The organism is Saccharopolyspora sp. NPDC000995 (assembly GCF_053599315.1).
In genome coordinates, this window is the sequence record NZ_JBSFLZ010000076.1 from 1 (window position 1) to 12,521 (window position 12,521).

At 68.5% G+C, this 12,521-nt stretch carries 11 protein-coding genes and 1 pseudogene; 5 read left to right on the forward strand and 7 right to left on the reverse strand.

The window, feature by feature from the left end:
• The first annotated feature begins 332 nt into the window (after positions 1–332).
• Positions 333–1,139, forward strand: a complete 807-nt coding sequence (locus tag ACWDKQ_RS22805) for an NAD-dependent epimerase/dehydratase family protein (RefSeq protein ID WP_450140776.1) — start codon at positions 333–335, stop codon at positions 1,137–1,139.
• Positions 1,140–1,575: 436 nt separating this feature from the next.
• Here ACWDKQ_RS22805 and ACWDKQ_RS22810 read toward each other — a convergent pair whose 3' ends face one another.
• The gene (locus ACWDKQ_RS22810) at positions 1,576–3,096 is read right to left on the reverse strand and encodes a 3-hydroxyacyl-CoA dehydrogenase (protein WP_450140777.1); all 1,521 of its coding nucleotides are present in this window, start codon (positions 3,094–3,096) and stop codon (positions 1,576–1,578) included.
• A 182-nt stretch (positions 3,097–3,278) separates the two neighbouring features.
• Here ACWDKQ_RS22810 and ACWDKQ_RS22815 point away from each other — a divergent pair, with 182 nt between their 5' ends.
• A complete protein-coding gene (locus ACWDKQ_RS22815) occupies positions 3,279–4,487 on the forward strand; it encodes an acetyl-CoA C-acetyltransferase (protein WP_450140778.1) in 1,209 nt (402 codons plus the stop codon).
• A gap of 186 nt (positions 4,488–4,673) precedes the next feature.
• Here ACWDKQ_RS22815 and ACWDKQ_RS22820 read toward each other — a convergent pair whose 3' ends face one another.
• Positions 4,674–5,792 carry a threonine synthase gene (locus tag ACWDKQ_RS22820; protein ID WP_450140779.1) on the reverse strand — a complete coding sequence of 373 codons (1,119 nt, stop codon included), beginning with the start codon at positions 5,790–5,792 and terminating at the stop codon, positions 4,674–4,676.
• A 383-nt stretch (positions 5,793–6,175) separates the two neighbouring features.
• Positions 6,176–6,559 (reverse strand): annotated as a pseudogene (locus tag ACWDKQ_RS22825) (helix-turn-helix domain-containing protein); the annotation flags it as partial.
• Between the two features lie 144 nt (positions 6,560–6,703).
• Between ACWDKQ_RS22825 and ACWDKQ_RS22830 the strand changes: the two are divergent.
• On the forward strand, positions 6,704–6,973 hold the full coding sequence (locus ACWDKQ_RS22830; RefSeq protein WP_450140780.1) for a GlsB/YeaQ/YmgE family stress response membrane protein: 270 nt from the start codon (positions 6,704–6,706) through the stop codon (positions 6,971–6,973).
• A 53-nt stretch (positions 6,974–7,026) separates the two neighbouring features.
• Here ACWDKQ_RS22830 and ACWDKQ_RS22835 read toward each other — a convergent pair whose 3' ends face one another.
• The gene (locus tag ACWDKQ_RS22835) at positions 7,027–7,863 is read right to left on the reverse strand and encodes a VOC family protein (RefSeq protein WP_450140781.1); all 837 of its coding nucleotides are present in this window, start codon (positions 7,861–7,863) and stop codon (positions 7,027–7,029) included.
• Between the two features lie 283 nt (positions 7,864–8,146).
• On the reverse strand, positions 8,147–10,408 hold the full coding sequence (locus tag ACWDKQ_RS22840; RefSeq protein ID WP_450140782.1) for an oxidoreductase: 2,262 nt from the start codon (positions 10,406–10,408) through the stop codon (positions 8,147–8,149).
• Positions 10,409–10,670: 262 nt separating this feature from the next.
• Here ACWDKQ_RS22840 and ACWDKQ_RS22845 point away from each other — a divergent pair, with 262 nt between their 5' ends.
• Together ACWDKQ_RS22845 and ACWDKQ_RS22850 are read left to right on the forward strand one after the other, a co-directional pair.
• Positions 10,671–10,934 carry a GlsB/YeaQ/YmgE family stress response membrane protein gene (locus tag ACWDKQ_RS22845; protein ID WP_450140783.1) on the forward strand — a complete coding sequence of 88 codons (264 nt, stop codon included), beginning with the start codon at positions 10,671–10,673 and terminating at the stop codon, positions 10,932–10,934.
• Positions 10,935–11,086: 152 nt separating this feature from the next.
• A complete protein-coding gene (locus tag ACWDKQ_RS22850) occupies positions 11,087–11,560 on the forward strand; it encodes an RrF2 family transcriptional regulator (protein ID WP_450140784.1) in 474 nt (157 codons plus the stop codon).
• 94 nt (positions 11,561–11,654) lie between these two features.
• Here the strand turns inward: ACWDKQ_RS22850 and ACWDKQ_RS22855 are convergent, their stop codons facing one another.
• Positions 11,655–11,867, reverse strand: a complete 213-nt coding sequence (locus tag ACWDKQ_RS22855) for a zinc ribbon domain-containing protein (RefSeq protein ID WP_450140785.1) — start codon at positions 11,865–11,867, stop codon at positions 11,655–11,657.
• A gap of 117 nt (positions 11,868–11,984) precedes the next feature.
• Positions 11,985–12,248 carry a hypothetical protein gene (locus ACWDKQ_RS22860; RefSeq protein WP_450140786.1) on the reverse strand — a complete coding sequence of 88 codons (264 nt, stop codon included), beginning with the start codon at positions 12,246–12,248 and terminating at the stop codon, positions 11,985–11,987.
• Positions 12,249–12,521 lie beyond the last annotated feature (273 nt).

A 12,521-nucleotide genomic window follows, 5' to 3' on the forward strand; every position in this document is an offset into this window, starting at 1 on the left:
CTTCACAAGCCAGAAACCTAGACACAGCAACGGCGTGCCCCATCTCCAGGGCCAAACCAGCAGCTGACACCACCCACGGACACGTCAGTAGAGCCGGATTCGGATTTTCCAGTAATTTACCTTTTACCCGAACTCACATTGTCAGTTATCAATCACATATTTGACGCGGCCCGATCGACTGCCCAAGTTTTGAACCACGGTCCGGGACACGCCGTGGAATCCGCTTCCACCAACCGGGGGTTCGCTCATGGCTGGCGGGAGGAGCGGACCGCTACCCGGCCACCTCCCGTATAGAGTTCGACGAGAAGTCCGCTGTCGACGGGAGGAAAGCCATGTCGCCCCAGCGCATTCTGGTCACCGGTGCCGCCGGACGCATCGGCATCATGCTGCGCACCAGGCTGCGTCGGCCCGGCCGGGCTCTCCGACTGCTGGACATCCACGCACCCACCGCGGCCGAGCCTGGCGAAGACGTCGAGACCATCACGGCCGCCATCACCGATCTCGACGCGATGACCCGCGCCTGCCAGGACGTCGACGCCGTCATCCACCTCGCCGGGCACAGCAGGGAGAACACCTGGAAGGAAATCCTCACGACCAATGTGGACGGCACCCGCACCGTGCTGGAGGCTGCGCTTCGAGCAGGTGTTGGACGGGTGATCCTGGCCTCCAGCAACCACGCCGTAGGCTTCATCCCGGTCGCCGACGCGAATTCCGACAACATCCCGGGCGAGACCCCGCCCCGGCCGGACACCTACTACGGCTTCAGCAAGGCCGCCACCGAGGCACTGGGCAGCCTCTACCACTCGCGGTTCGGCATCGACGTGATCTGCCTGCGCATCGGCGCCTGCGCCGAACGTCCCTCCGACAAGCGCGACCTGTCGATCTGGCTGTCCCCGGACGACGCCGGGCGGTTGTTCGAGACCTGTCTGTCCGCCCCGTCGCCCGGATTCCGCGTGGTGTGGGGAGTTTCGAACAACACCCGACGCCTCGTGTCCCTGGCCGAGGCTGAACAGCTCGGCTACCACCCGGAGGACGACGCGGAGCGCTTCGCCGCCGAGGTGACGCCGAACAAGCCCGGCACCGAGCGCGACTACCTGGGCGCCTCTTTCACCACCCTTCCGCTCGGCCAGCCCGACTAAACGGCGGTCAGCCGGTCGCCGTCCGGGTCTTGTGGCCCCGCGTCTCAAACGGAAAGAATCCCGTTGGCAGCAACGGGATCACAGGCTCTTGTGCCGTGGCCTGGGGCCGCGGTGCTGTTAAGCAGCAAGACCACGGCAGTCGTGCCGCCTCTGTGCCGGACACCACCCCCATATCGGGGCGCGCCTCCTTCCCTTCCACGTAGGAGCCGCAGACCAGGCTGACGCCGCCTTTATGCCGGACACCGCCTGGCCAGTAAGCGGGTATCCGCCAGGCTCGTCCCGAGGTCCTTTGTCCACCTCGGTTTTGATGCCATCCTCGACCCTGCTGGTTAATTTCGGCGCCGTGTTAGGGCCGTTTCCGAAGGTGCGGGTGTGTTTTTTCCTCATTCAGGGCCAGCCCTCTCGGCCTCAGCCAGCCCACCGGAGAGCCGCGGGTTCAGGCGAGCACGTCTTTCGGCGTGGTGCCGGTTCCGGTGAGTTCGAGGCCAAGTTCGGCGCGTTCGACCAGCCAGCGGCTGGGCCGGTAGCGCGGGTCGCCGGTGGCCACCTGCAAGGCGCGCAGCACGGTCAGCACGCGGCGCGGGCCGAAGTGCTGGCCCCACTCCAGGGGCCCGCGCGGGTAGCCGAGCGCGAGCCGCACCGCAGTGTCGATATCACCGGGTGTGGCGAGCCGCTGCTCGGCGATGAAGCAGCTGGTGTTCACGATCGACGCCAGCAGCCGCTGCGCGATCATGCCCGCACCGTCGCGGACGACCGTCACCGCTAGGCCGGTCGCCGCCAGCGCCGCCCAGGCCGAGCGCGCGAATTCCGGATCGGTCGCCGGATGCACCGTCAGCGTGAACCGCTTCTCCATGTTCAGCGGATCCACCCCGCAGACCCGCGCTGGCGGCAGATCCGCCGAAAGCGCAGCGGTCGCGGCGCTGTGGCCGTACGGAGTGACGAGGACGACCGCCACATCGGAGGGCTCATCGCCGCGCTCCACCGGCACGCCCACCGCTTCCAGCGCGCCGAGCAGCTCCGGGTTGTCCGACCAGACCGGGCGCGTTTCCGCCGGCGGTGCCTGCGGCTCGGGCTGCTCCTGCTTCACCCCGTCGACGTAGGCGTAGAAGCCTTCGCCGGTTTTGCGGCCGAGCAGCCCCGCTTCCAGGCGGGCGCGGGTGATCGGCGACGGACGCAGCCGGGGATCGCCGTAGTAGCCGGACCAGATGCTCTCCGTCGCCGGGTGCGTGACGTCCAGGGCTGTGAGGTCCATCAGCTCGAATGGGCCCATCCGCAGGCCCAGCACATCGCGGCAGATCCGGTCGACCTCGGCGGGCGCGGCCAAGTCTTCGCCCAGGATCTGCAGCGCCTCGGTGATCAGCCCGCGACCAGCGTGGTTGACCAGGAAACCCGGGGTGTCCGTGGCCCGCACCGGCTGGTGCCCCAGCCGCTGCACCAGCTCGACGAGCGCGGCCGGGAGCCAATCCGCGGTCCGGGCTCCGGGGATGATCTCGACCAGGCGCATCAGCGGGACCGGGTTGAAGAAATGCAGCCCCACCAGCCGGCTCGGGTCGGCCAGCGCGGTGGCGATCGAGGTAACCGCCAGCGAGCTGGTGTTGGTGGCGAACACGGTGTGCGGCGGGCAGATCTTCTCCAGCTCGGAAAACAGCTCGCGCTTGGTCTGCAGGTCCTCGCGGACCGCCTCGATTACCAGGTCGCACTCGGTCGGCGCGTGCGGCCCGTCGACCGGCCGTAGCCGGTCCCGCGCCGCGGCGGCGTCCTCAGTGGTCATCCTGCCCTTGCTCGCAAGCTTGTCGAACATCTGCCCGACGTGGTCCACCGCCGCCGACACGGCCTCCGGGCGGGCGTCGGAGAGCTCAACGGTCAGCCCGGCGGCCGTGGCCAGTTGGGCGATGCCGCGCCCCATCACGCCGGTGCCGATCACCCGCACGGTGTTGACCCGCTGCGCCCACTGCATGTCGACCTCCAAAGGTTTCTCCGACGCACCATCGCATGCCACGCCGATACCGTCCAATACTGAATTGGCTTACCAGTGAGACGTCGCACTACATAATCCCGACCATTTCATCTGCTCGCGGCGCTGTGCTACGAACGAAACGGCGGCGGAGCGGCCGCCACCGGGACTCGAAGGAGCAAGCGATGCGCGAAGCGGTGATCTGCGAACCGCTGCGGACCCCGATCGGCCGGTACGGCGGGGTCTTCAAGACCGTGCCCGCCGTCGAGCTGGCGTCGACGGTGATCAGGGCCCTGGTGGAGCGCACCGGGCTGCCCGGTGGGGCGATCGACGAGGTGATCCTCGGCCAGTGCTACCCGAACTCCGACGCCCCGGCGATCGGTCGAGTCGCCGCGCTGGACGCCGGCCTGCCCGTCGACGTCGGCGGCACCCAGGTGGACCGGCGTTGCGGGTCCGGTCTGCAGGCCGTGCTGGACGCCGCGATGCAGGTGCAGACCGGCGTCAGCGACGTGGTGCTGGCTGGCGGCGCGGAAAGCATGAGCAGCGCGCCGTTCTACACCACTGAGGCGCGGTGGGGCATCCGCGGCAGCGGGCTGGAGCTGCACGACGCCCTGGCACGCGGGCGGGTGACCGCGGGCGGCAAGAACTTCCCGGTACCGGGCGGGATGCTGGAAACGGCCGAGAATCTGCGTCGCGAGTACGAGATCTCCCGCACCGAGCAGGACGAGCTCTCAGTCCGCTCGCAGCACCGCGCCGCCGCCGCGCAGCAGGCCGGGCGGTTCGACGACGAGATCGTGCCGGTGACGGTGAGTTCCCGCAAGGGCGACGCCGTCGTCGACGTGGACGAACACCCCCGGCCGGATACCACGATGGAAAGCCTGTCGGCGCTGAAGCCGGTGCTAGTCAAATCCGACCCGGAGGCGACGGTCACCGCAGGCAACGCCAGCGGGCAGAACGACGCCGCCGCCGTTTGCGTGGTGACGACGCCGGAGCGCGCGGCGGAGCTCGGACTGCGCCCGCTGGTGCGGGTGGTGGCCTGGGCGCGGGCTGGCGTGCCACCGCGCACGATGGGCATCGGGCCCGTCCCGGCGACCGCGAAGGCCTTGCAGCGCGCCGGAATCGGCCTGGCCGACGTCGATCTGATCGAGCTCAACGAGGCGTTCGCGGCGCAGGTGCTGGCTTGCACCCGCGAGTGGGAGTTCAAGCCCGCCGACTTCGACCGGCTCAACGTCAACGGCTCGGGAATCTCGCTGGGCCACCCGCTGGGCGCTACCGGCGGACGCATCCTCGCGACGTTGTCCCGCGAGATGCACCGCCGCGAAGCCCGCTACGGCCTGGAAACCATGTGCATCGGAGGCGGCCAGGGCCTCGCCGCCGTCTTCGAACGCATCTGAATCCCGTTTCCAGACGCATTCTGCGTGGCACGGCGGTGCTGCGCGGAACGCACTCGCCGAGCAGTGCGAAGCGAACGGACCGTCCACCTCGGTCCGTTCGCTTCACACCGTGACAATTAAACCGTTTCTACAGCACCGAAAACGCTCACGGTACCTATCCGGGCGCACCCGCTGGTTCTGGCGAGTTCAGTCGTAGATGGCCGCGAGTTGTTCGGTGGCCTTGATGCCCGAGCCGGTTAGGATCACGACGGTCGTGTCCTCCTCGCCGATGGTGCCGTCGGCGATGAACCGGTCCAGCGCCGCCGCAGCCACCGCACTCGTCGGCTCGGCGTACAAGCCTCGCGCCGCCAACGCTCGGACGGCGGCGCGGATCGAGTCGTCGTCGATCGTGATGGCCATGCCGTTCGAGCGGCGGATCGCCTCGATGTTCTCGGGTAGGCGAACGGGCGTAGCGATAGAGGCACCTTCAGCGATAGTTGGCTTGCGCTGGCCCGGAAGCGGGCCGCTCGTCCCGTTGACCCCGTGCGCGATCGTCGCCCAGTCCTCGGGCTGCGCGACCAGCAGCCGCGGGCGGTTATCGATCTGCCCGGCTTCGAGCAGTTCGGTGAACGCGATGTCGCAGCCGAGGACGTTGCTGCCCGCGCCCGCCACCACCACCACGTTGTCGGGCGCGCGGAAACCGAGCGCCTCCCACATCTCGTATCCGATGGTTTTCGTCCCCTGCAAGAAGAACGGGTGCCAGTTGTGGCTGGCGTAGGTGATCTGCGCTGACTGGCGGATGGCCTCCGCCGCGACCTCGTCCCTGGTGCCCGGCACCAGCTCGACCTCCGCGCCGTAGGCCCGCACCTGCCGGATCTTGGCCGCGGAGGTCAAAGCCGGGGCGAGGATCTTGGCCTCGATCCCCGCAGCCGCGCAGAACGCGGCCACCGATGCGCCGCCGTTGCCGGAGCTATCCTCCAACAACTGCGTCACACCCAGGCTCGCGAGATGCGAGACCATCACCGCGCTACCGCGATCCTTGAAGCTCGACGTGGGATTGAACCATTCGAGCTTGAAGTGGACGCGCCGACCGCTCCAGTCCAGCGCCACCAGCGGCGTGGATCCCTCGCCGAGGCTCAACCGCGCGCCCGGATCGACCGGGATGGCCGCGCCGTACCGCCACAGCGAGCGTTCTGTGGTCTCGATCTGCTCCGGGGTGATCCCGGGCAGGGCGCTGACCATCAGCGGCGATCCGTCGTCCCCTCGCCAGCGCTGCTCCGACAGGTCGTACCGCCGCCCGGACCGGTCGATCAGGTGACCCGACAACGCACACCTCCACTTCGGACGTCGCCGGCAAAAATATCCAGCCCCCGGACGGGAGTCCAGATCGCCCGCGCTCAACCGGAAATCGGCACGGCCGCGCCGGTGACGGTCACCTGGGGGTCATCGGGTCGATGCTGACGAAGAGTTCGCTGCGCCGCCCCATGTCCTGCCCTTGCACGATGGTGATCCGGCTGGGGCTCGGCAGTCAAGTCGCTGTGCGCGTATCTGCTGTCGCGCGTGATCGCGGAGTTGACGAACGCGCACCCCGATGTGCGGGTCGCGCATGAACCGGAACCGCGCGGATCTCGAACGCACCGGCCTGCACCGGATCGACCGGTGGGCCCAGGAATTCGAAGGTGTCCGAGAGGTCGGTGTCAGCGAGCTGCTGGGCGTTCGGCGCGTATAGCGCGGCCAGGCGGCTCGGTGCGTTTGCGCGGGCTGGGCTCCAGCAGGCCGTGGCGGTCCAGGACCCGGTTGATGGTGGCCCGAGCTGGAACCCGCCAGCCCCGTTCGGCCCAGCCCGCCACGGCCGCGATCTCGGCGAGTTCGTCGCGGATGAAATCGCCCCCGTTGTCAGGGGCCAGCGCGTGACGCAACCGCACGATCTCGGCCACGACCGGCTCGGGGGTGGCATGCGGAGTCGTTCTCGGCCGCCGGGACCGAGGCTGCCAGCGGCCCTCCGCCCGGGCCCGGGCCCGGTGTCGATAGAACGTGCGCCTATCGACACCGTTGATCCGGCACCACTCCGCCACATTCGCGACCTCGGCCAGCCCCGGTCCAGCGGCACGCTTCGTTACGGAACAGGGGACCGGTGTTGCGCAGCTAACGCCGCTGGCTGCAGGCTGGTGCGTCGTGGTCACTCCGTGGGGTAGCGTGATCTAGCAGGGACCAACCCGGACTATGGGGTGAATGCAATGCTTTGGACGGTCATCGGCTGGCTCGTTTTCGGGCTCATCGCGGGCTTCATCGCCCGAGCGGTCGTGCCGGGCAAGGACGACATCGGCCTCCTGATGACGATCGTGATCGGCGTCGCGGGATCGGTCGTCGGCGGTTTCCTGTTCAGCCTGCTCACCGTCGGTTTCCGCGGATTCCAGCCCGCCGGGTGGATCGGTTCCATCATCGGCGCCGTCATCGTCCTGGTCATCTACAACAAGGTCACCGGGCGCAAGCGACTCCGCCGCTGACCTGCGCACCCGGTGGGCCGACGAGCACCCGGCCCACCGGCGCGAGCCCGGCCTCAGTCGTCGTAGGGGTCGTCGTTGCCCGCCGTGCCGTACTCGCTGGCCTGGCTGGGATCGACGATCGCGAAGCGCGCCCCGGTCGGATCCCTCAGGACGGCGACGCGGCCGAGGCTGGAGTCGTAGGGATCGACCCGGATCCGGCCGTCCAGGGCGACCGCCTGGTGCACCAGTTCGTCGGTGCCCACCTCTTCCTCCACGCCGAGGTAGAGCAGCCAGTGCGGCCGGGCCTCGGTGCTCATGTGCTCTCGGATCATGCTGACCCGGGCGAGCACGGAATCCTCGTCGAGGTACCACACCTCGTATCCGGTGCGGTGTTCGGTGCCGAATTGCTCAGCGGTGTAGCCGAAGAGTTCGGCGTAGAAGTGGTCCGCGGTCTGGGCTTTGATGGTCACCAGTTCGGCCCAGAGCAGGGTGCCTGGCAGGCCGACGTCGAACTGCCAGGAAGTATCCGGTTCCAGCAGTCCGAATTCGTCGCCGGCGGGGCTGGTCAACACCATTTTCACGCCCAGCTCTGGCACGCGGCTGCGGGGCACGATGATCTGCGCCCCGAGCTTGCCGGCTTCGGCGGCCGTTCTCGCGCTGTCCGCGGCGGCGAGGAACAGCCGCCACTGGGACCGGCCGTCGGCGGATTCCCGGATACTGGCCACCGGAAAGCTTTCGTGGGCGGCGATTACGTGCAAGCCGGCGCGCGGGTCGTGGTGGGTCTCGTACTCCCAGCCGAACAAACCGGCGTAGAACTCGCAGGCCTTGTCGACGTTGGTGGTGACGAGTTCGATCCAGCACGGCGTCCCGTCGAGGAGGTTCCCGCGCGAAGTATCCGGTCCAGTTCCCACGACGAACCCCCCAGCGAGCTAGCCCGTGATCATCATCATTATCCCCCGCCGGTTGCCGGTAAACTGACCGGCGAAGATCACGATCCGGCCAAAAATCCGGATATTTCGGCGTTTCCGACGAACGCTCGCGGAGGCTTGATCGGGCTTCGACGCTGCGGTCGGGCCCGCGATGCGCGTGCCCCGGGGCCTGGCTACGGGGTCACCCCGCTGCGGTCCGCAGCCGGGGCGCGACCCCGGGGTGCGCGCCCAGGAACCTGGAAACAGCCTCCTGTCGCCTCCGCGTTCAGCGTTCTCGGTGCAGGCCTCTGCTGATGCCCGCCGCGACCGTCGTGGCCAACGTCCAGCCGACGGCGATGAGGACGACGGTGACCCACTGCGAAGCCCCGTGCGCTTGCCACATGTCGTCGTGGCCGAGGGTGACCACCGGCAGCATCTGGTCCAATGCATACAACAGCGGGTTCCAGACCGGGTGGTCCTGCTCGTTGATGGGGGTCAGCGGGTGGAAAGCGAACCAGGCTGTGCCACCGGTTGCGAACAGGAGCATCCAGGCCAGCGCCCGCAGCGGCCGATAGCCATAGCCGACCGTGATCCGCTGCAGGAGGCTCCACAGCCGCACCGGCCATCGCAGGCCCGGACGGGCGGCGGCACTGATCGCCGCATAGCGGTGGCGCTGTTTCTCGATGAGCGTCGTGACCGCGTGCTCTTCAAGCCCGTTGGCCCGGAACACCTTGGCGAGCTGGTCGTACGGGCCCGGCTGATACACCCCGTCCGAGGTGGCGCGCAACAGGCCGAGCCGTCGCCGCACCCGCTCCTGGTCGGCGACCTCGTAGGACTCGGAGAAGTTCTCGTAGGCGAACTCCTCGAAGTCGAGGCCACCGGTGGCCGCCCAGAGCGCGGCGTTGTCGGCGAGCAGTTCGCACTGCGCCTGCCGCAGCGTGATCCGCCCCTGCGGCGCGGTGCGCGGGAAGAGGGTCATCTCCTGCGTGACCACAGCGAATGCGTTCAGCGCCGCTGGTGAAGCACCGTCGCCGAGCTCGCAGCCCCAGAAGTTGAGGTGCCGGCCGACCGCGGCCCACCGCAGTTCCACCGCGCCCTCGGCACGGAACGGCCGTCCGCCCTCCGCGCACACCAGGTCGCGTTCGATCCGTGCAGCTCGCAGGTCCAGCGAAGCCTTGTACGCCTTTCGGTGCTGGTGCCACGCGGGCTTGGTCAGGTGGGCTGAACGCAGGTCGACGTTCGCGCCGACTCGCACGCCCTGCAGCTGGAGCGATCCGGCGATCTCGGTGTCGCGGCATTCCAGGTTGCTGCCCACGACCGCCCTGCTGGCCCGCAGGACGTCGGTGCGCGGCCCCACCAGTTGCGCTTCGTTGAGCTGGATGCTGCCGCTGACCTGTATGTCGGTCATCCGGAACTGCCCGTGCACGACGATCTTGCGCGCATCGAGGTTTCCGAGGATCTGCGTGCCGTCGAGGTGCGCCGCGCGCAACGGATGCTCCACCGAAGCTGCTGGTGAGCGCAACCAGCCCAAGTCGAGCCGGGCGCCCGCCATCCGCAGGTTGCCGCCGACTGTGGCGCTGACGAGCCGAAGCGTGCCGCCGCTGCGGAAGTTCTGGTCGAGCTGGATATCACCGCGGATCTCCGCGCGGTCGGCGATCAGGGTTGCGGCCGGGTCGTCGTGCTGCGAGTCGCCGCGGCGCGGCGGGTGGACACCGGGTTCGAGCACCGCGTCTCGCAGCCGCAGATCACCTGAGATGCGCGCGCTCGGCAGCAGCAGCCGTCCGGCCGCCGTGAACGGCCTGCTGGTGCCCGGGTCGACGTCCAGTCGCAGCGAGCCGCCGATCTGGATGCCGGTGGCGTTGAGCGCATTGCGTCCGCGGTTGCGCAGAACTCCGCCGGACAGCGTCAGGTTCCCGCCGACCTGCGCGCCGGGGATGCGGATCTCTCCCGCGGCCTGCAGGCGGATGCCCAGCACCGCACCGGACACCTTCAGCCGGTCACCGTAGATCGCGCGGTGTCCGGGATTGCGCAGTTCGCTGTCGTTGAGCAGCAGCGAGCCGCCGAGATCGGCGTCGGCCAGATCCAGGACTCCGCCGATGCTTTGGCAGCCTCGCAGCACCGTGTCGTTGCTGACGCTGAGGTTGCGCGCGTTGAGGCCGGGGAACCGGCAGTGCCACATCACCAGCCCGGCCAGGCGGGCCTGCCGCAGGTCTGGGGCGTTCTCGAACCGGCAGCCGACGAATTCCAGCAGGTATGGCAGTTCGGCGTTGCGCAGCTCGACCCGGCCGGTGATCACCGCGTCCTCGATCTGGATCATCAGCGGTTGGGCACCGCGGCGGTTGAACAGCCGCCAGCCGCCGTCCTCCAGGGAGTCGATCAGCCGACGGGCGAGGTACTCGCCGCGGATCTCCCGCTCCACCGCCTCGCCGTGCCCGTCCACCGGCGGCGCGGCCTCGTCGGCCGACGCCCTGCCCGGCCTGAGCAGGTCGTCGAAACGCCGCTCGGCGACGCTCTGCGGTCCACCGTTGTCCCACGGTCTGCCCGGCACGGCGTGCTCTCCATCGCTGTTCGGCCAAGTGATCCACACTTACGGTAGCCGATCGACCACGGCGACATGAGGCGTTCGGCCGGACCCGCAAATCACGTGCACCCCGGGAAACTTCGTTCACATTGGACAATTTCGGCGCCGGGCGGAGGCCCGGCTGAGATCAACATCACGACTCCGTAAGCGGGGGCCTGTCCTGACACAAGGATCTGGGATGCTGCGCCCGCTAGGCCAATGTCGAAACGCCAACGCAGGGAGGATGCCCATGAGCATCATCGGCTGGATCGTGCTGGGACTGCTCGCGGGCGGTATCGCGAAGGTGCTCATGCCGGGCCGGGACCCCGGCGGCTGCGTCGTCACGATCCTCCTCGGCGTCGCGGGAGCCTTCGTGGGCGGCTGGGTCGGCAAGACCCTCTTCCACGTCGAGCTCGGCACGTTCTTCGACCTGCGCACCTGGGGTCTGGCGATCCTGGGCGCGCTGATCCTGCTGATCGGCTACCGCCTGATCTTCGGCAAGCCCCGCGGCTAGGACGACCCGCGCTCGGATGCTGATCCCGGTTCCCACGGAATCGCCGGCGCCAGGATCAGACCCGAGCGCTGCCGAAGCACGAGCCCGCGGCCCGCGTTCGCACCAACCGGCAGGGGACGCGGGCGTTCGCGCTGGTGGTGGAGAATGCGGGCATGCGCATTTCGGCCAAGGTGGATTACGCGGTACGTGCTCTCGTCGAGCTCGCGCGCCTGTCTCCAGGAAAGGTGGCAAGGGCCGAAGATGTGGCCGCCGCCCAGGACATCCCGCGCAACTTCCTGCTGGCGGTGTTGGCCGACCTGCGCCGGAGCGGGATCGTCGCCAGTCGGCGCGGCCAGGCCGGGGGCTGGGTGCTGGCCCGCCCGCCGGAAGCGGTGTCCGTGGCGGACGTGATCCGGTCCGTGGACGGGCCGCTGGTAAGTGTGCACGGAGTGCGACCGGAAGACGTTTGCTACGAACCGTCGGTGGCAGTGCTGCAGCGCGTGTGGATCGCCGTTCGCAGCAGCCTGCGGGAGGTGCTGGAGGAAGTCACCCTGGCCGACCTGGTGCACGACGACCTCCCGGTCGCCGTGGCCGGACGCACCCGCGGCCCGGAGGTGTGGCAGAGCCGGTCGACTACTCGGCCTTGAAGGCGCCTTGAAGGACCGAGCTTGTGGCGGCTCGGCCTGTAGGTGCCGAGCCTACCGCTGGCCGCGGCATTGCGGGTCGCATCGCTGGCTCGCGCTAATGTGCGGGCGGTGGGGCATGTTGACAAATACCCACGTCGAGCGTGCGCGGTCGCGCACGTTGGACCCCGGCGACGACATCGGCTGGTCCAGCAAGACCGAACCGACGGCACAAGAAGTCATCCCGGGTGGGCCGGTTGGCCCCCTCGGTGTGGCGGCAGGCAGGACAGTGCTGCGAGATATCGGCCGCATCGACCTCGATCACGGGCACCTTGCCACGACCAGCGACGCGGCGAACTACTCCGGGCGCCGGTTGCAGCGGTATCGACGCCGGCAACCACGCAAAAAAGCAAGAGTCCAGGGCAAACGCACCCGCTGCGCCGCCAAGCTACTCGCCGAGCAAGCCCGTCGAGAAGCGCGGTGAGCTTTTGTTGATGCCCCGATCTACACCGATCCAATCACGGGGCTCGAAGGGCTCCACTTCAACAACTTCGCATGTGGCAACGAGGAACCACTTGTCGTCCCGGAAGATCAGGCCAGAGTCGCCTTGCCGGTGCTCGACGAGTTGCCCCAGAACCTGCGCCAGAGCATGCGGACCGAACTTCTTGATCCGGCCGTCGAGGGGTCCAGATCGACACCGTCTGCGCGTCATGGTTCCACGACAAGCACCGATCGTCACAGGTATGCGGCGCATCGCGCCGGAAGACGATCGGCTTAGCAACGCTGCGCGCTACCGACACTCGCGATCGGATTCCTCCCGGCCCTGAAGGACCGGGGTTCCTGCGATTAGTCGGCCGAACGCGCCTGGGCCCAGCTCCGCGTCCTACCAAGTGAGACCCCGTGCTCAACTGGCGGATCAAACTGTACTGTCCCTATCGACTTTGTCGCCAATACGACGAAAGAGCAGGTCGCAACGGGTCTGGTG